Consider the following 19,357-nt stretch of genomic DNA (forward strand, 5'->3'; position numbering starts at 1 on the left):
TTTATTAAAAACGCTACACTGGGTGCGTCAATTTAAAACAACGAGAAAGATGAATGAAAGCGCAATTATCACTTTTGAGTTTAGCCTTGGTGACAAGCCTTGGTAGTGCACAGGTTAGTGCGAAAGAAGCTCTGCAATTTAAAGACGTGTTTGATTTTAAATACGCAAAAGGCACCCAACTTTCTGAAGATGGCCAAATTCTTAGCTTTAGTGCCGACCCTTATCGCGGTAATGCACTAGGTCAGGTTTATACATTAAACAACAACACCCTACTAACTAGCGTTGAGCGCGGTACTCGCCCAACTATTAATAAAGCAGCAAACTGGGTGGCTTTTACTCAGGTACCAACCCTACTTGAAAAAGAAACCACCAAGAAAAAAGATGAGCTAAAGAACAACCTTGTTTTAGTGAATACTAAAAGTGGTGAGCAACAGACCTTTAACGATGTAAAAGACTATGCATTATCGGATGATGGTATATGGCTTACTTACCGACTCGATAAAAAAGCAGATAAAAAAGACAGCGAAGAAAAAGACGAAAACAGCAGCGAAATCAAGCCAGACAAAAAAGATAAAAGCTTTGATTTAGTGCTTGTTAACCTTCAAGACAAAACCACTCACACTCTCAACAACGTATTCAGCTATGCGATTAGCAGCACCGGTGAGCAGTTATTAGCAAGCCAAAGCTACAGTGATGGTGCCGACAACCAAGTTGTATTAGTTGCGCTTAATAATGACTTTAAAACGAGTGCACTGATTGATGAGCCGGGCGTTGTGGCAAACAAAATTGCTTGGCAGCCAAACAGCAATACCGCAGCGCTGTTAATTGGTAATTATGTGAATGATGATACTCGTCGTCGTGACCACAGCTTACAGCTTTTACAAAATGGGGCGCTTTCAACTATTAATTCTGCAGATAGCAGCTGGACTATTGGCAAAACAGCATCGCTAAAATGGTCTGAAGATGGTGCTCGTTTATACTTTGAAAACCACCCTAAACTCGCTGCAAAAGTTGCCCTAAAAGAATACAAAGATGAAGCCTCTTTATATGATTTCGATACCATTCGCGCCCAAAAGGGCCTTAACGTTTGGCACAACAAAGACGCTGAAATTAAGCCTCGCGAAGAGCAGCAATGGAACAAAGCAAATAAGCTTCGTCACTACCAAGCGGTATATCATGTAAATGGTCAGCAAGTTGTGCAGTTAAGCACGCCGAATATGCCTGAGGTTTCACTTAATACTCATCGCGAAGCGCTATTGGGCTATTCAGACCGACCTTACCTAGAACGTATTATGTATGGTGGTTTTTACGCAGATTACTTCAGTGTTGATGTTAAAACCGGTAAACAAACCGCAATCGTCAGCGACTATCCGTTTAGACCAAGCCTTGCGCCTAATGGTCAATTTGCGGCATTTTTCCAAGACAGCCAAGTACAGCTTAAAGATTTAGGTAACAACAAGGTTTCGACCTTATCTAAAGCAATTAACGCTATTTTTGCTGATGATAAACATGACTACCCATCACCTCAACCGGGTTATGGTTTTGCTGGCTGGTTAAACGATAGCAGCCAGGTATTGGTTTACAGCAAATTTGATATTTGGGCTTTTGATGTCGCAACACAAAAAGCAACGCGCCTAACTCAAGGTAAAGAAACCAATACCCAATATCGTGTTATTAAACTTGATAAAGACCAAGTGGGCTTTGCCAAAGACGGAACATTATTACTAAGCGCAACCAATCTGCAAGATAAGCAAACTGAAATTGCAAAACTTGATTTAACAAGCAATAAGGTAAGTAAAGTACTTTCGGGTAAAAAGCGCTATGATGTGGTGAAAAAGGCGAAAAGTGCCGACAAATACCTATTTACTGCACAAACATACCAGCAATTCCCTGATTACTACCAAACTGATTTTAGCTTCAAAAAGCCACAACGTGTTACCAACCTCAACCCACAAATTAGCAACTTTGCATGGGGCGAAAAACCTGAGCTTATTAGCTATAAAGGGTTTGATGGTGAAGATTTACAAGGCGTATTAATTAAGCCTGCGGGCTACAAAAAAGGCGATAAGGTGCCAGTGGTTGTGTACTTCTACCGCTATATGAGCCAACGCATGTATGACTTCCCGAAAATGGAATTAAATCATCGTCCTAACTTCCCGATGTTTACTTCAAATGGTTATGCGATTTTCTTACCTGATATCCGTTTTGAAATTGGTCATCCGGGTAAATCGTCAACCCAAACGATGATCAACGCCACTCAAAAGTTGATTGATTTAGGCATTGCTGATCCAAATAAAATTGGTTTACAAGGTCACTCATGGGCAGGCTACCAAAGTGCCTTTATGATCACGCAGACAGATATGTTTAAGGCGGTTGTATCGGGTGCGCCAGTATCTAACATGACCAGTGCATACAGCGGTATTCGCTTAAAATCAGGTCTTGCTCGTCAGTTCCAATACGAAACAGGGCAAAGCCGCATTGGTAAAACGTTATTCGAAGCGCCAGAGCTATACATCGAAAACTCACCGGTGTTCTTCGCTGATAAAGTGAATACCCCAATTCTGATTATGTTTGGCGACAAAGATGATGCTGTGCCATGGCACGAAGGTGTTCAATACTACCTAGCACTTCGTCGTGCGGGTAAAGATGCCACCTTCTTACAATACGAAGGTGAACCACATCACCTGAAGAAATTCCCTAACCAAGTGGATTTCTCAGTACGCATGATGGAATATTTTGATCACTACTTAAAAGGCAAACCAGCCGCTGAGTGGATCAAAAACGGCGTACCCTTTATTGAAGAATAAGCAACAAGCTGAATTTAAGCTTACTGCACACCTCCCCTAGAGCCAGCATTTTCGCTGGCTTTGTTCTATAAAATCAATTAAACCATCTGTTTTTTCGATTTTATCAATCGATTTAAACCCCAGTTTGTAAGTGGAAAGTTAACCTGAACAAATCTATATTTCACCCAACTTCTAACTGGAGACTACACAATGTTTAAAAAATCAACGTCAGCTTTGTCTAAAGTAGCTGTTGCGGTATCACTGTTGGTGGCAACAGGCGTACAAGCTACAAACGACATCAAATCAAACCAATTCTGGTGGCCAGAGCAATTAGATCTTAGCCAACTTCGTGCCCATGGTGCAGAGTCTGATCCTATGGGTCCTTACTTTGATTACAAAAAAGAATTCTTAAAGTTAGACCTAAACGCAGTGAAAGCTGATATTGAGAAAGTATTGACTGATTCTCAAGATTGGTGGCCTGCTGACTACGGTCACTATGGTCCATTCTTCATCCGTATGGCGTGGCACGCATCAGGTACTTACCGTACGTTTGATGGTCGTGGTGGCGCAGGCGGTGGTCAACAACGTTTCGACCCGCTAAATAGCTGGCCTGATAACGCAAACCTTGATAAGGCACGTCGTTTACTTTGGCCTATAAAACAAAAATACGGTCGCAGCATTTCTTGGGCTGACTTGATGGCGTTAACAGGTAACGTTGCGCTTGAATCAATGGGCTTCAAAACCTTTGGTTATGCCGGTGGTCGTGAAGACGATTGGGAACCAGATTACGTATACTGGGGCCCTGAAGGCAAAATGTTAACTGACGAACGTCGTGACAAAAAAGGCAAACTTAAAGGCCCATTAGCGGCAGTTGAGATGGGCTTAATCTATGTAAACCCAGAAGGCCCTCACGGTAACCCTGATCCACTACTTGCAGCAGACGACATCCGTTTATCATTCGGCCGCATGGCAATGAACGATGAAGAAATCGTTGCACTAATCGCCGGTGGTCACAGCTTTGGTAAAGCACACGGTGCGAAAAAAGCGACCTGCTTAGACAAAGAGCCTGCAGCAGCCGGTATCGAAGAGCAAGGTTTAGGTTGGAAAAACAAATGTGGTAAAGGTCACTCAGAAGACACCATCACTTCAGGTCTTGAAGGTGCATGGACAGTGACACCAACACGCTGGTCAATCAACTACCTACAAAACTTATTTGCTTTTGAATGGGTTAAAACTAAGAGCCCTGCAGGTGCGACTCAATGGATCCCTGAAAATGGTCAAGCGTCTAACCTAGTGCCAGATGCACACATTAAAGGTAAGCGTCATGCGCCTATCATGTTCACAACTGATATCGCGTTAAAAGCAGATCCTGAGTTTCGTAAGATTTCAGAGCGTTTCTTAAACGACCCGAAAGAGTTCGAACTGGCATTTGCTAAAGCATGGTTCAAACTAAACCACCGCGATATGGGCCCACGTGCTCGTTACCTAGGTGACTTAGTGCCAGAAGAAGTATTAATTTGGCAAGACTACATCCCTGCGGTTGATCACAAACTAGTTGATAGCAAAGATATCGCGTCACTTAAAGCTAGCATCTTAGATTCAGGTTTATCTGTATCTGAGCTAGTTCGAGTTGCTTGGGCATCTGCAGCAAGCTACCGCGACACAGATATGCGTGGTGGTGCAAACGGTGCACGTATTCGCTTTGCTCCGCAAAAAGATTGGCCGGTAAACAACCCGAAAGAAGTGGCTAAAGTACTTAGCAAACTTGAAAAAATCCAAACTAAGTTCAACAAAAAAGCATCTGGCGGTAAAGAGATTTCACTAGCTGATATGATTGTTCTTGGTGGTGCGGCTGCAATCGAAAAAGCAGCAAGCGACGCGGGTTTCTCTATCGCAGTACCGTTCAAACCAGGCCGTATGGACGCGTCATTAGAAATGACTGACGTTGAATCATTCGAAGTACTTGAGCCGACGGCAGATGCGTTCCGTAATTACTACAGCTCAGCATGGAAATCACCGGCTGAAATGTTAGTTGAACGTGCTGATTTACTAAGCTTATCAGTACCAGAAATGACTGCACTACTAGGTGGTATGCGTGCCCTTAACGCGAATACAGACCAAACTAAACACGGTGTATTCACGAAAAAACCTGGCACATTAAGTAACGATTTCTTCGTTAACCTATTAGATATGTCAACGAAGTGGTCTAAGTCTTCTGAGGAAGGTGTTTACGAAGGCCGTGACCGTCAATCAGGCAAACTTAAGTGGACAGCAACACCAGTAGATTTAATCTTCGGTTCAAACTCAGAGCTACGTTCAATTGCTGAAGTGTATGCCTCTGACGATGCTAAACAGAAGTTCGTTGAAGACTTCGTAGCAGCGTGGACTAAAGTAATGACGCTAGATCGCTTCGACCTACGTTAACCCTATATCAATCGTGTTAAGTCGATTGGTATCATATTTTCGCAACCAACAAAGCCGCTAAGTTAGCGGCTTTTTTATTTCAAATCGAGTTATCAGAGCACTTTAAGATTTACAGGCACTCGAGTTCAGCTCATTACTCAATAGCATGAAGCCACAGTAACATTAGATGTTAGCTATAAGTTCGATAATGTTGGTTGCTATTTATGGTGGCAAGTCTAAGTGCTAGGTTTTAGGTGCAAATATAAGATATCCAGTAACTTCTTTGAGTCGCTGTTTTTTGAAAACAAACCCAGATTCCTGTTAGAAAATATTTGGATTCAAACTAAGGTAGAATCCTCTTAATTTTTAATCATCAATAAGATCGTAAGATAATTCTGCTTTCTTAACCTCAAGTTCCAACTCTTTTGTATATGGCAGCCTTACAGTATTTCCCACAAGAATTTCATTCACAGTGGTCTTTGCCTCTGCAATCGTCATTTTCAACTCTCGACGCAATACCTTATTAAAAGATATTTTTCTAAAGCCCGTGGACCACTTCGTAATTTCAATAATCATTTTCTTCAAGCTTTATACTTACTGATCTAGGTGTTTACATACACATGGGCTTTTGCTTTTTGCCACTACCTCGCCCATGGCGTCAGAAAATAATTTAGCTTAACCCCAATAGTTTTATTTAACTACTTATCACCTATCATATGCATGAAAAATAAATGGGTAACCTTATAGTTGTCTAGTTTAGGGGCTAGGGGCTAGGAGCTAGGAGCTAGGTGCAAATATAAGATATCGAGTTTCTTCTTTGAGTCACTGTTTATTAAGAACGAAACCCTAGAGTGCGAAGCTCTGAATTAAAAAGATATTATCTATTCGTCGTTTGCTACTTCTTCATCAAACCAAACCTGTTCTTGCTCTCCACCCAGCATGAATCGATAACCAGGTGGCAAAGCCATATAAATAGCTACTTCAGGTCTATATTTTACAATATGAGTAAAGTGAACCGTTTTTAAACTCGAAATATCTCCATTATATTCGTCAGTGGTTAACCACCAACCGCTCATATGGTCCGGTGAAGGGTAACGAACTCCTTCTAAAGGCAGCCCCTCATATACACCGTCAGATATTACTACCATTTGCTCCTCGTCAACTGGTGTATATTGTGCACTATAGTGTTCACAACACTTCTGTTGAACTTCTAGCAGATGAGTTATTCCTTTCATCTTAAATTGGATACCACACAATTAATTAATCTATCGAGAATATCATCAAAGTTGAAAACAACAAAAACCCCCCGCGAGTGTGAAGCTTAGAATTCAAACTATGTCGTCAAATATTTAATAAAGACTCATCAAACCAAACATCAACATAATCTCCTGCGATTAAAAACCTATAACCCGGAGGTAGCGCAAGAAATTTTTTGATATCAGGACACCACTCACCTAAATGAGCAACATGAAGAGGAACGAAAAAATCAGGTTCTTCAGAAAACTCTTCTCCACCCCAAATGTACCAACCTGTTGTATCTCCTTCAGGGGAGTGTCTTAGTCCATTAATAGGAATAACCCCTTGCTTGACGTTACGAGAAATCCCAACTTTCATATATTCGGGAGATGATACAAAGTCAGCATTAAATTCATTACAGACCAATCTTTGAGTTTTTGTAATTTCAGTCATTATAAATCATGCTCCTTTTACTGCGCTTCAAACACATGGGAGCAGGTTTTGCTTTTTGTCACTACCTCACCCATGCCAGCAAGCGGTTCTTTTCATTGAGCAGCTTAGCCAGTCTTGAAAACAAAATCCAAGCCACCACAGCTAGAAAAAACAAAGCCCCGCTAGTGCGAGGCTTTGGATTTAAATCTCTGATCAACCTAATGAAGCTAAAAGTTCATCATATTTAGATAGAACAGATCTAAAATCATTAGGATTTACAATTTTATCTAGTTTCTCTTTTATCACAGGGATATCCTCTTCTCGGATTCCCTCTGCTAATAAGTTTAAAATAGCGCACCTATCTCGATAATCTCTGGAATCAGAATAGCAAACTAATAGGTTCCCAATTGAGTATGTTGGATCAAGTTTATATAACGCATAGTGAATACTTAAAACTGTTCCACTCTTAAGCTGCTTATCTTTTAACTTATTAATCAAAAGTTTAATAACTTTTTCATTTTTAGAATTTAGCTCAGCTAGACTAATTACACATGAATCAACGACATAATGGCTTGGGTCATCTAATAATTCGCAAATCTTTTCTAAATTATCAAGTAAATCAAGTTCAGCGAGAAATTCTATACAATCAGAGCGAATAAGTTCATCGCTATCTAATAATCCTCTGTTAAAAATATTTTTAATTTCTTCGGTATACTCAAAGCATGCCAATTTAGAAAATGATCTTTGTCTTATTTCACTATCATCAGATAATACACCTTTTTTAAGCTTATCAAATGATTGTGGGGTTTCATCACTAATAACTTCTATATCATCCATATAAACGTTCAGCATATTAGTCATATCATTTTACTCCAGAGCTCATAGTGTCAGGTCTTTCTTTTTGCCACTACCTCGCCCATGGCATCAGAAAATAATTTAGCTTAACCCCAATGGTTTTATTTAACTACTTGTTACCAATCATATGCATGAAAAATAAATGGGTAACCAAATAGTTGTCTAGTTTAGTTACTAGTTACTAGGTGCTAGGTGCTAGGTGCTAGGTGCTAGGTGCTACCAGCATAGTTCGACTTTTTATGAATGCGATAGATTTTATTCAGCGCACTTATCATCACTGACTCGTATGAAGCTAAGCTCTTCGTTAATCTGCTGCTTTAGAGAATCATTGGAGACTTTTTGTATATTAGTCCTAAGCATTTCTAGTGCGTAATCACCTTCAACAAGCAAAAGAGAGCTTAATGCAGAAGATCCAACAAAGTTATTTTGATTGTTAATCAATAGCTCAATCAACATATCAACATCTTCACGTTCGCCTAATAACCCGAGCCCACTGATTGCAGAATCCTTTAAAACATTCTCATCCGAGTTAATCATTTCAATGATGTACTTACGAGCACGGCTTTTATTCACGTTAGCATCAAAGCATCTATTCTTAAGGTTTAACCTCCACGTTAAAGAAGATAAGCGAATTAAGTTGTCATTTAGCAAGTGCTTTTGACTCGTATTATTCCAAATATCATTCAAAACCGTATTGTATATTTCTGGATTAAACCCTCTACTAGACCAACCGATTGATATTAAGTTTGCAACAGAAAATACAGCAGCCCCATAACGTGTATCCCAGTAAGAACCAAGCTCTATATTTTGCACTGAGGTATCTGCTTTCAATATCGCTTTTTCCAAATCTGATTGCCACTGCCAACTAACATCGTCGGCATGCGAATGACATGTAATCACCAGTAGAAAACAAAGTAATAAGTAAGCTTTAAAGCTGTTCATAGAATAATAAACTCGTTTCTGAGGTATCAACCGGAGTAATAAATTCATCTTCATATTCTGGATAAAATATATATACTTTATTCATCTATTACTCCATTAATAACAGCCACGCGCTATAGCAGGACCTACAAGCAAGTGCTAACCTAGCACCTAGAGCCTAGCTCCTTTGGCTTGACCACTAACACCTTTCCCCTAGCAACTCGCAACTCAAATCAACAATACTGCCCTGCTGCAAAGCCGCAGCTCCAGGCGTATTGGAAGTTGTAGCCGCCTAGCCAGCCGGTGACGTCAGTGACTTCGCCGATGAAATAAAGGCCTAGTGACTTTTTCGCTTCGAAAGTTTTTGAACTTAACTCGTCGGTGTCTACACCGCCAAGCGTTACTTCGGCTGTTCTATAACCCTCTGTGCCGTTAGGTTTAATTTGCCAATTGTGAATGTAGTCATGTAATGCGTCGATTTGCGCATGGCTTAGCTGGTTTACATTGCAATCTGGGATCGCTTTCGTGTCGTGCAGCATTTCAACAAAGCGTTTTGGTAAAATTGTCGCAAGGGTATTTTTTAGTGACTTTTGCCCTTGGCTTTGACGCCACTGCTCAAGCTGCTGTTTTAAATCGAGCTCGGGTAACAAGTTGATGTACACAGTTTGCCCTGCACGCCAAAAAGAGCTGATTTGTAAAATAGCTGGGCCCGAAAGGCCACGGTGAGTAAACAAGATGTTTTCTTTAAACTGGGTGCCATCTTCACTAGTAACCAGACAAGGAATGCTGATCCCCGATAACCCATCAAAGCGATCTTTATCATGCTGGTGCAACGTAAATGGCACTAATGCCGCCATGGTTGGTAGCACTGCTAAACCAAATTGCTCGGCAATTTTATAACCAATTGGTGATGCACCGAGCTTAGGCATGGTTAATCCGCCCGATGCGACAACTAACGACTCACATTGATAGCTGTCTTGCTCGGTAATAACTTCATAGCCCGCATCGGTTTTTGTCACGCTGAGTACTTCGTTACGCAGCGCTATGTTAACACCTGCCCACTCACACTCAGTTAAAAGAATGTCAACGATATCTTGTGCGCTGTTATCACAAAATAGCTGACCCAGCGTTTTATGGTGATACGCCAAGCCGTGACGGTCCACCAGCTCTATAAAGTCATGTTGGGTATAACGGCTTAAACACGATTTTACAAAGTGAGGATTGCCACATAAGTAGTTGTCTGGGCTTGCGTTTTCATTGGTGAAGTTACAACGCCCGCCGCCGCTGATTAATATTTTACGGCCCGGCTTCTTGCCCATATCAAGCACAGTAACATTGCGACCACGGTAGCCTGCTTGTGCAGCGCACATCAAACCTGCGGCGCCGGCGCCAATCACAATTACATCTACTTGGGTCATTAATCATACTCACTAAAAAAATTTAGCTGATTATAACAAGTTATTGTCGTCGCAGTGTTAACTCAGAGATGTTTTTACAAAAAAGATAAATCCAAAAAACGAAATAAAGCAAAAACTCAAAACCATAAAATTATAACTTTATTATGAGAAAACAATCAAAAAACACCATAAAAAGACTGATTTAGACGTCTATACATTTAGTTATAACCAAAATAGAGACAACCATAATAAAACGATATTTTAACTAAATTAACATATATTTTACCTTTGTCCCCCTTCACGAAAAACATCGTGGAGATTTACATAACAATCTAGGGATCATTATGACAACTAACAACAACTTGAAGAAATGCGCAATTGCACTGAGCTTGACTGCGTTGTTTGGAACAACAGCAGCTATGGCTACTCCAGATCAACTTATGTCACCATCTATGCAGGAAACTGCAGCTAAATTACAAGGCCAAGAAGGCTTCGGTACTCAATTTATCATCAAGTATAAAAACAATAGTGATGAAATGATGACCATGTCGGCAGCAGAACAAACGCCGACTATGATGAACAAAAAAGCAAAAGGCTTTATTAAAAACTTCAGCAGCAAAAAAGGTAAAGTAAAAGCACAATACGTTCGTGCAATGGCGATGAGTAATCACCACGTAATGCGTGCTGATAAAAAACTATCAGCTGAAGAAACCCAAGAATTTATGCAAGAAATGGTCGCTTCTGGTAATGTTGAATACATCGAAATCGACCAAATGTTAAAGCCGTTTGCGACGCCTAACGACCCTCGTTATGACGACCAATGGCACTACTACGAGCAAGCGGGCGGTCTTAACCTTCCTACTGCTTGGGATACAGCAACGGGTAGCGGTGTCGTTGTAGCGGTACTTGATACTGGTTACCGCCCTCATATTGATTTAAATGCTAACATTCTTCAAGGCTATGACATGATCTCTAACGTGTCTGTAGCGAACGACGGCGGTGGTCGTGATAGCGATGCACGCGATCCGGGTGATGCAATCAGCGCTAACGAATGTGGTTACACACACAGTGCACAAAGCTCAAGCTGGCACGGTACACACGTTGCGGGTACTGTTGCAGCAGTCACTAATAACGGTGAAGGTGTTGCCGGTGTTGCTTACAACTCAAAAGTAGTGCCAGTGCGTGTACTTGGTAAATGTGGTGGTTTAACTTCTGATATCGCTGACGGCATCATCTGGGCATCGGGTGGTTCAGTTTCTGGCGTACCAGCAAATGCTAACCCTGCTGATGTTATTAACATGAGTTTAGGTGGTAGCGGTTCATGTAGCTCAACAACGCAAAATGCAATCAATCAAGCGCGTAACAACGGTTCTGTAATTGTAATCGCTGCAGGTAACGACAACGATAACTCTGCAAACTACAACCCTGGTAACTGTAATGGTGTTGTAAACGTTGCATCTGTTGGTCGTAACGGTGGTCGTGCATACTACTCAAACTACGGTAGCAACATTGACGTTGCAGCACCGGGTGGCGCACAAAGCTTTGCGAATGACTCTGAAGGTGTGTTATCTACTCACAACTCAGGCTCTTCAAGCCCTAGCAGTGATTCATACCACTACTCACAAGGTACATCGATGGCAGCTCCACATGTTGCGGGTGTCGCAGCATTAATCAAACAAGCTAAGCCATCAGCAACACCTGATGAAATCGAAAGTATCTTAAAATCGACAACTCGTTCTTTCCCAGCAACATGTACTAGCTGTGGTACAGGTATTGTTGATGCGGCAGCCGCGGTTGCAGCAGCCTCAGGTACAACACCGCCACCACCAACGGGTAACGTATTAGAAGATGGTCAAGCACTAACTGGTTTAAGTGGCTCTGCTAGCAGCCAAACTTTCTACACAATGGAAGTTCCAACAGGTGCGACTAACGTAACCTTCACAATGAGTGGCGGTTCAGGCGATGCTGACCTTTACGTTCGTGCAGGTAGCGCACCAACAACATCAACCTATGATTGTCGCCCGTATAAAGGCGGTAACAACGAAGTATGTTCTATCGATAACCCAACAGCAGGTACATACCATGTAATGCTGAATGGTTACTCTGCATACTCAGGTGTTAGCCTAGTAGGTGATTTAACAACTTCTGGCGGTGGTTCAGGCTCAGGTTCACCACAAGCAGGTGGTGGCACAGTAACAGATATCTCTGCAAGTGCAGGCCAATGGAAGCATTACACTATTGATGTTCCTGCCGGTATGGCAAGCTTTACAGTAACGACATCAGGCGGTACTGGCGATTCAGACTTATTCGTTAAGTTTGGTAGCCAACCAACATCATCAAGCTATGACTGTCGCCCTTACAAAAACGGTAACGCAGAAACTTGTACGTTCAGTAATCCACAAGCAGGTACTTGGCACTTAAGCTTAAATGCTTACCGTACTTTCTCGGGTGTTACACTGGATGCGCAATATCAACCTTAATAGTTGATCTCCTAAGTCACCCCCAGGGACTTTCAGCCGGACTTACGTCCGGCTTTTTTGTATTTATGAATTGCTATTAAAGCTTTTCTAGCACAGCTTCAGCGCGGCTTACTACAAACTCTTTGTCTTGTTCAACAAACAGCCCTGTTACAGTTTGGTTTTCAACGATCATTGCATAACGCTTAGAACGTATACCACCAAAACCAGCTGTGTCTTTATCTAAACCAAGTGCTTTGGTAAAACTTGCATCACCATCTGCTAACATACGAATATGCTCAGCGTTATGAGCTTCACCCCATGCTTTCATTACAAATGCATCGTTCACCGATACACAGTAGATTGCATCAACGCCTTTAGCAGTAATTTTATCGGCCAGGGTAATAAACTCAGGTAAGTGAGCATTAGAGCATGTTGGTGTAAATGCACCCGGCACGGCAAACAACACTACTTTTTTATCTGCAAATAATGCCTCTGTTGTTAAGGTTTGCATGCCTTCGCTAGTTAATTCACTAAGGGTTGCTGTAGGTATAGTTTGGCCTTGTTCGATCATCGTAATTCCTTGAAAGAAAATAAGAGTACAGAGTATATACCTAAAAAATTGAATACAGCATGATTTTAAGGACAAACAACGTAAACCATTGCTCGCCCTTTGGAGGGTTATAAACCTAAGCTGGCTTTAATGGTATGCATTTGCTCTTGTAGGCGATGCTGAATATCACTAACCAGAGAGTTTGATTCGCTTACCTGCCCTTTCATGCTTTGCATTGATTGACTGAAGTTTTCGAGTAAGGCGTTTTGCTGTTTAGCCAGCTCCATAGCATCAAATGCGACCTTATTTGCATCTTGCGCGTTGCCAGCTACGCCTTCGGAGTTACGTTTAAGTTCTTGGGCATTTTGTGTTTGTAGCTCGGCATCATTAGCCAGTGCGCTAATTTGCTCCGATACCATGGTGGAGTTTTCACTTAAGCGGTTTAACTGATTGTTAATATCATCAAGTGACCCCTGCGTTTGTCTGGCAAGTTTTCGTACTTCGTCAGCGACCACCGCAAAGCCTCGGCCATGCTCACCTGCACGCGCCGATTCAATCGCTGCATTCAGTGCTAATAAGTTTGTTTGCTCAGCAATATTTTTAATCACCTCAATAACTTGACCCACATCATCAACGCCTTTTAATAGCTCTTTTAAGCTATCTAGGCCTTGCTCAACGCGTTCTTCAGTACGAGAGCTTGCGGTTAACATGCTATCTGCAAAGCCTAGGCTCTGCTCCATCGCACCAAAGGTTTGTTTGGCGTTATCAGCAACTTGACCATTGATGTTATTAACCTGTTCACCAATGTCTTGAATATCAGTAAGTAAACTTTGGTTTTGTTCAACCTGAGAGTGGCTAGCATCAGTTTGCTGGGCAATCGTATGTAAGTGCTCGCTCATCTCTAGCATAAAGTCATTAATAACCTTAAGCATTTGTGCTCGTTCTTCTGCTTCACCACGCTGGCGCTCAATCAATTGATTAAAGTAATGGGCAATTTCACCGACTTCAGTTTTCGGATTTTTACTCTCAATGTTTTTAAGCTCATTACTCTCAATTAAGAAAGCAAAGCCATCACGCAATTGACGCAGCGGGTTAAGCACTTGGTTACGCTGTACGAAATACACACCAGCTGCTAAAACCACCAGCATGCCAATGGCTACACAAAACACGATAAACACTTGCTGCTTAAGGTCGCTCTGTTCATCTTTTAGCTTTTGCTCTGCACCGAGCACCGTTGTAGACAAGGCGCCTATTTGCTCGCGCAATGCTTGCATGCCGGTTTGACGCTGCTCTGCTTGCTCAAGAGTGGATGCTAAATCACGTGGGAAGCGTTTGGGCCAGCTACTTAACTCAGCTTTTATGTCACCGGCCAAATCTTCTGCTTCTTCGCCAAAAAATAAAGCGTCTTCATCCACTTCGCTCATTACACCTAAATTTTCGAGTTTATCGATTTTAGCCCCAAGCGCATTTAGGTTTTCAACACTTTGATTAAGGCTGTTTTTAGTGTCTTGATCAAAGTTGATCACTAACTTATAAGTGTACAAAGCAAGTGAAGTGACTTCGCTGTAGTAGTCAGCAGCTAGTTGGTAATACTCAAGTGCAAGCGCTGTTTGCGGCTCGGCTTTACTTGCATAGCCAATTAATGATGAAGCTGAACCTGCCATTTGTCTTAACGAGTTATCAAGCAGCGCCATTTCGTTACCAGACAGCTTACCTAAAGCGCGGTACTTACCATTGATGTCTTTATCGAGTGCTGTTAGCTGGCTATTAAGCTGACTTGCAAGATCACTAGGCAACTTAGCTAAATGCTGCTTTTTAACATCACTTATCAGCGTAGAAGCTTTATTTAAGTGTTGGCTGTCACCTTGTTCTAAATAATCATCAAGGTAGCTTTTTAAATCAATAATGATGGTGTTTTTTAGCTTGTTATAAGCGTTATCTTGTTGCTCTAAACCGAATAAGGTTTGACTTGCCCAAAACAGAGTGGCTGCTAATAAAATACTAGCGAGAGTAAGTAAAACGGCCAATAGCCGAGTAAATGATGACACGCGCATAAACGATATTCCCAAGTAACGTTGCGCGCGTAGAATATTAACCTTTTATGACAATATGATGAAATACCACCATAAATAACTACACGAAAAAAACCATACACATCCAAAAACATTAGATTTAAACCATTGCCGCTTTTACATATACATCAAAGCGGTTCTTTTTGGTTTTGATTTGCATACTCGGGGTTTTGTCATTTAAAAATGGCGCGTAATCAGGGCGCTTCACAACCACTCGCTTACTAGCAAGCGGATAAGCAAACTCTAATAGATCATCGGCATCGCTATCTGAGCCCACAAGCTCTTGGAATACTCGCATTTCTTTTTTAACGAGGGCTGATTTTTCACGATGAGGAAACATAGGATCTAAGTACACAACATCAGGAGTATCACTACACTGCGCCAGTAACGTATGACTAGAGCCAAACACTAAGCTCATGTTTTCTTTCATCCAAGGGCCAATTTCTGCATCGTTATAGGCGCGTTCTAGGCCATCAAATAATAGCGCGGCAACTACTGGATGGCGCTCATGTAAAATCACTTTACAGCCTAGTGATGCCAGTACAAAGCCATCACGACCAAGGCCTGCGGTGGCATCAAGAACCACTGGTGTGGCACCTTTATTTAACCCTACAGCCTTTGCTATAGCTTGCCCTTTACCTCCACCAAACTTACGGCGGTGAGCAGCAGCACCCGTTACAAAATCAACGTGGATTGCACCCAGCTTAGGTTCGTCCTTTTTTTTCAAGCTAAGACCTTGGTCGTCATAATGAAGCGAAAAGCCCGCATTCTGCTCAGCCCACTTAGCTAAACCAAAACGCAACTCTATTGCATCTAAATAAGGACGCATTTCTTTAAAAGGACAATGAATTACCACACAAAACTCCGAGCTATATTAATCGGCGTCAGTATAGCATGGCTTAAAATAGCTCGATATCCGTTTGTGAAGTGACATCTTCAGTGTGACTAGGCTCTGCCATTTTTTGTAAACTGGCGAGAAGATCACTACGCGCTTCAATAATGTGTTTTAACTGATATTTTATAAACGCTAAATCATCATTGAGCGAAGAAAATAATAACTTAGTCTGCTCTAGTTGCTGTAGATGAAAAGTTACTTCATCACTACTCGACAAATTGCTTTGTGCGACTGACTTATTTAACTCATCCAATTGCGCAGCTAGCTTTTCAACTGCTCGTTCGCGTGAATCACTGTTTTGATACATTTGTTGAGATAGTTCATTAAAGGCATTCCCAATTTGCTGTGCCTGAGTCAGTGCCCGCTCATTAATTTCCATATCTTGAACTTTTGCGTTTGTGACTTCGAGGATGTGCGGGAATAAATCTTTATAACGACCATAAAGTTGGGCATCATCAAGTGGCATGTTTTTGACTAACATTGACACTTTAGGGTAATTAATAATGGTGCGGTGGCTAAAATCAACAAAGCGATTCGCATCACGATGTTTTTCTAGTAACTCCTGCTCTAAAGGACATACTCCACCTTCGGCACAGCAAAACACGCCGACATCGTGATACCAAAACGCCAGCACGACATCAAGCTCCATCGGGTTAAAAAACTCAAACATATGCTCAGATAACGCTTTGATATCATGCGCATGATAAGTCTGCCCAACGTAGCGCATGATGCGTCCCATATCACCTGAATCTGTCATCGCTATTTCGGCGGTTATTTGCGCTCGCTCAACATCACTGGTTAATTTTTTTGAATGCTGCCGGTACTGATATAACACGCGAATACGTGCCATCAGCTCTTCAGCATTAAATGGTTTTACAATGTAATCAGCTGCACCTGCGTTATAGCCTTTTACACGGTCTGGTAAGTCCGCTTTACCCGATAAAAACATCACAGGAATATCTTTAGTTTGCGGGTTAGCTTTTAATTCGTTACACACCTCGTACCCTGATTTAGCAGGCATTTCAACATCAAGTAAAATAATGTCTGGGCTGTACTTTATCGCCTGTCTTAATCCTTCTTCACCATTTTTAGCATGGATCAACGTGCAAAAGCCCGATAGTGATTCTTCAATCACATGATGGACATACTTATCATCATCAATGGCTAATACAAGTTTTGACATACTTAATTCCTGCAACTGTTTTTAAAAAGAATAGTACGCAAGATTGAATTTGCTAAGAATTATTAATAAAAAAGCGCCTTACGGCGCTTTAGTTTAAGTAATGTGTATTATGCTGCAATACCACTATGTCTTAGTAGTGCATCAACTTGTGGTTCGCGTCCGCGGAACTTTTTAAATAGCTCCATAGGCTCTTCGCTCCCCCCTTTTTCTAAAATGTTCTTTAAGAAAGCTTCGCCCGTTGCTGGGTTAAAAATGCCTTCTTCTTCAAATTTAGAAAACGCATCGGCCGAGAGTACTTCAGCCCATTTATAAGAGTAATAACCTGCGCTATAACCGCCTGCAAAAATATGGCTAAAGCCATGCTGGAAACGATTAAACGCTGGCGCTTTAACAACAGCCGTTTTACTGCGTACCTCATCAAGTGTTGCTTGAATATGACATGGCTCACCCGCTTTGTAAGTATGGTGAATAGTAAAATCAAACAACGAGAACTCAAGCTGACGCAGCATTTGCATACCTGATTGGAAGTTCTTCGCCGCAAGAAGTTTATCTAGTAACTCTTTTGGTAATGGCTCATCTGTTTCGTAATGACCCGAAATAAAGCTCAGCGCTTCTTCTTCGTAACACCAGTTTTCAAGGAACTGACTTGGTAACTCAACCGCGTCCCATGCAACACCGTTAATACCAGCCACTGGCGCAGCATCAACTTGTGTCAACATATGGTGAATACCATGACCAAACTCATGGAATAACGTAGTCACTTCGTTATGCGTAAACAAAGCAGGCTTATCACCCACTGCTTTATTAAAGTTACACACTAAGTACGCAACAGGGGTTTGTAATTCGCCGTTTGCACGTACTTTTCGACCCATGCAGTCATCCATCCAAGCACCGCCACGCTTGCGATCGCGGGCATATAAATCTAGATAAAAGCGACCACGTAACGTGTTGCTGTTATCGTAAATTTCGAAGAAACGTACATCAGGGTGGTAAGTATCAAACTCTGTCACTTCTTTAACACTAATACCAAATAAACGATTAACTGTAGTGAATAAGCCACTTAGAACTTTATTGGCTGGAAAATATGGGCGCAGCACTTCATCAGAAATCGCGTACTTCTCTTGCTTGAGCTTTTCGCCGTAGTAAGCGTAGTCCCACGCAGCCAGTTCAGTCACACCGTGCTTATCTTTTGCGTAAGCTGTTAGCTCAGCAAGCTCTTGCTCAGCTTGTGGCTTAGACTTAGCAGCTAAATCTTCTAAGAATGAGAAAACTTGCTCTGGCGTTTCTGCCATTTTAGTCGCCAATGACATATCAGCGTAGCTGTTAAAACCAAGTAACTCGGCAAGTTCATGACGCAGGGCAAGCTCTTCGCTCATAATAGCTGAGTTATCAAATTCACCAGCGTTAGGGCCTTGATCAGAGGCACGCGTCACAAACGCAGTGTAAAACTCTTCACGTAACTCGCGGTTATCAGCATAAGTCATGATTGGTAAGTAAGATGGAAAATCTAGCGTGAATACCCAGCCTTCTAGCTCTTTGCTTTTAGCTGTATCAGCACCTAGTGCTAACGCAGACTCTGGTAAACCAGCCAGTTCGATTTCATCTGTAATATGCTTTTGCCAAGCAAGCGTGGCATCCATTACATTATTACCAAACTTAGAGGCCAGCTCAGATAAACGCGCACTGATTTCGCCATAACGCTTTTGTTGTTCAGGCTTTAGAGCAATACCAGATAGCTCAAAATCGCGCAGTGCATTAGTAATGGTTTTTTGCTGGGCAGTCGTTAGTGTTTTAAATTCGTCACTGTTGTGAAGCGCGTTGTAAGCATCGTACAAACCTTGATGCTGACCAACAAAGGTTGAATACTCAGATAACAACGGCAAACATTGCTCATAGGCTTCACGTAGCTCGTCGTTATTAACGACAGAATTCATATGTGATACCGGTGAAAATAAGCGTGATAACTTGTCATCAGCTTCTTCAAGCGGAAGCACCAAATCATTCCATGTGTATGATTTGCTTGCCAGTACCTCATCTATTTTGGTACGACACTCAGCAATCGCTGCTTTTAATGCTGGCACTACGTGTGCTGGTTTAATTTTAGAAAACGGCGGAAGCCCTTCTAAACCAATGAGCGGGTTATTTTCTGCAATTGTCATTTTCGTTCT

14 protein-coding genes are annotated in these 19,357 nt (G+C 41.8%); 3 read left to right on the top strand and 11 right to left on the bottom strand.

Going from position 1 to position 19,357, the window contains the following annotated elements; genetic code table 11:
* Positions 1–53: 53 nt before the first annotated feature.
* A complete protein-coding gene (locus BIZ38_RS05075; protein WP_187489747.1) occupies positions 54–2,807 on the top strand; it encodes a prolyl oligopeptidase family serine peptidase in 2,754 nt (917 codons plus the stop codon).
* A gap of 189 nt (positions 2,808–2,996) precedes the next feature.
* Positions 2,997–5,210, top strand: a complete 2,214-nt coding sequence (gene katG / locus BIZ38_RS05080) for a catalase/peroxidase HPI (RefSeq protein WP_187489748.1) — start codon at positions 2,997–2,999, stop codon at positions 5,208–5,210.
* Positions 5,211–5,555: 345 nt separating this feature from the next.
* Here the strand turns inward: katG and BIZ38_RS05085 are convergent, their stop codons facing one another.
* From BIZ38_RS05085 to BIZ38_RS05110, 6 genes are all read right to left on the bottom strand, one after another.
* The gene (locus tag BIZ38_RS05085; RefSeq protein ID WP_187489749.1) at positions 5,556–5,774 is read right to left on the bottom strand and encodes a hypothetical protein; all 219 of its coding nucleotides are present in this window, start codon (positions 5,772–5,774) and stop codon (positions 5,556–5,558) included.
* A gap of 296 nt (positions 5,775–6,070) precedes the next feature.
* Positions 6,071–6,337 (bottom strand): hypothetical protein, encoded by a 267-nt coding sequence (locus BIZ38_RS05090; RefSeq protein WP_228290550.1) that lies wholly within the window; start codon positions 6,335–6,337, stop codon positions 6,071–6,073.
* Between the two features lie 193 nt (positions 6,338–6,530).
* A complete protein-coding gene (locus tag BIZ38_RS05095; RefSeq protein ID WP_187489751.1) occupies positions 6,531–6,878 on the bottom strand; it encodes a hypothetical protein in 348 nt (115 codons plus the stop codon).
* A gap of 192 nt (positions 6,879–7,070) precedes the next feature.
* A complete protein-coding gene (locus BIZ38_RS05100) occupies positions 7,071–7,718 on the bottom strand; it encodes a HEAT repeat domain-containing protein (protein ID WP_187489752.1) in 648 nt (215 codons plus the stop codon).
* Positions 7,719–7,967: 249 nt separating this feature from the next.
* Entirely contained in the window at positions 7,968–8,654 is a 687-nt protein-coding gene (locus BIZ38_RS05105; RefSeq protein WP_187489753.1) for a hypothetical protein, read from the bottom strand.
* 212 nt (positions 8,655–8,866) lie between these two features.
* A complete protein-coding gene (locus BIZ38_RS05110; RefSeq protein WP_187489754.1) occupies positions 8,867–10,051 on the bottom strand; it encodes an NAD(P)/FAD-dependent oxidoreductase in 1,185 nt (394 codons plus the stop codon).
* A 323-nt stretch (positions 10,052–10,374) separates the two neighbouring features.
* Between BIZ38_RS05110 and BIZ38_RS05115 the strand changes: the two genes are divergently transcribed.
* Positions 10,375–12,510: a S8 family peptidase gene (locus BIZ38_RS05115; RefSeq protein WP_054552770.1), complete on the top strand. Its 2,136-nt coding sequence runs from the start codon at positions 10,375–10,377 to the stop codon at positions 12,508–12,510.
* A 76-nt stretch (positions 12,511–12,586) separates the two neighbouring features.
* Here BIZ38_RS05115 and BIZ38_RS05120 read toward each other — a convergent pair whose 3' ends face one another.
* The 5 genes from BIZ38_RS05120 to prlC form a co-directional block, all read right to left on the bottom strand.
* Positions 12,587–13,060, bottom strand: a complete 474-nt coding sequence (locus tag BIZ38_RS05120; protein WP_054552771.1) for a peroxiredoxin — start codon at positions 13,058–13,060, stop codon at positions 12,587–12,589.
* A 107-nt stretch (positions 13,061–13,167) separates the two neighbouring features.
* Positions 13,168–15,093, bottom strand: a complete 1,926-nt coding sequence (locus BIZ38_RS05125; protein WP_166338737.1) for a methyl-accepting chemotaxis protein — start codon at positions 15,091–15,093, stop codon at positions 13,168–13,170.
* Positions 15,094–15,211: 118 nt separating this feature from the next.
* Entirely contained in the window at positions 15,212–15,967 is a 756-nt protein-coding gene (locus BIZ38_RS05130) for a class I SAM-dependent methyltransferase (protein WP_138599257.1), read from the bottom strand.
* Positions 15,968–16,010: 43 nt separating this feature from the next.
* Positions 16,011–17,189: a two-component system response regulator gene (locus BIZ38_RS05135; RefSeq protein WP_054552774.1), complete on the bottom strand. Its 1,179-nt coding sequence runs from the start codon at positions 17,187–17,189 to the stop codon at positions 16,011–16,013.
* Positions 17,190–17,296: 107 nt separating this feature from the next.
* Entirely contained in the window at positions 17,297–19,348 is a 2,052-nt protein-coding gene (gene prlC, locus BIZ38_RS05140; protein ID WP_187489755.1) for an oligopeptidase A, read from the bottom strand.
* Positions 19,349–19,357 lie beyond the last annotated feature (9 nt).

Source organism: Pseudoalteromonas sp. BZK2 (assembly GCF_014349195.1).
Classification (GTDB): Bacteria; Pseudomonadota; Gammaproteobacteria; order Enterobacterales; family Alteromonadaceae; genus Pseudoalteromonas; species Pseudoalteromonas simplex.

Excerpts from the sequence above, each read along its gene's own strand:
- BIZ38_RS05075 (WP_187489747.1), top strand. The coding sequence starts at position 54 with ATGAAAGCGCAATTATCACTTTTGAGTTTAGCCTTGGTGACAAGCCTT.
- katG (WP_187489748.1), top strand. The coding sequence starts at position 2,997 with ATGTTTAAAAAATCAACGTCAGCTTTGTCTAAAGTAGCTGTTGCGGTA.
- BIZ38_RS05090 (WP_228290550.1), bottom strand. The coding sequence starts at position 6,337 with ATGGTAGTAATATCTGACGGTGTATATGAGGGGCTGCCTTTAGAAGGA.
- BIZ38_RS05095 (WP_187489751.1), bottom strand. The coding sequence starts at position 6,878 with ATGACTGAAATTACAAAAACTCAAAGATTGGTCTGTAATGAATTTAAT.
- BIZ38_RS05100 (WP_187489752.1), bottom strand. The coding sequence starts at position 7,718 with ATGACTAATATGCTGAACGTTTATATGGATGATATAGAAGTTATTAGT.
- BIZ38_RS05105 (WP_187489753.1), bottom strand. The coding sequence starts at position 8,654 with ATGAACAGCTTTAAAGCTTACTTATTACTTTGTTTTCTACTGGTGATT.
- BIZ38_RS05110 (WP_187489754.1), bottom strand. The coding sequence starts at position 10,051 with ATGACCCAAGTAGATGTAATTGTGATTGGCGCCGGCGCCGCAGGTTTG.
- BIZ38_RS05115 (WP_054552770.1), top strand. The coding sequence starts at position 10,375 with ATGACAACTAACAACAACTTGAAGAAATGCGCAATTGCACTGAGCTTG.
- BIZ38_RS05120 (WP_054552771.1), bottom strand. The coding sequence starts at position 13,060 with ATGATCGAACAAGGCCAAACTATACCTACAGCAACCCTTAGTGAATTA.
- BIZ38_RS05125 (WP_166338737.1), bottom strand. The coding sequence starts at position 15,093 with ATGCGCGTGTCATCATTTACTCGGCTATTGGCCGTTTTACTTACTCTC.
- BIZ38_RS05135 (WP_054552774.1), bottom strand. The coding sequence starts at position 17,189 with ATGTCAAAACTTGTATTAGCCATTGATGATGATAAGTATGTCCATCAT.
- prlC (WP_187489755.1), bottom strand. The coding sequence starts at position 19,348 with ATGACAATTGCAGAAAATAACCCGCTCATTGGTTTAGAAGGGCTTCCG.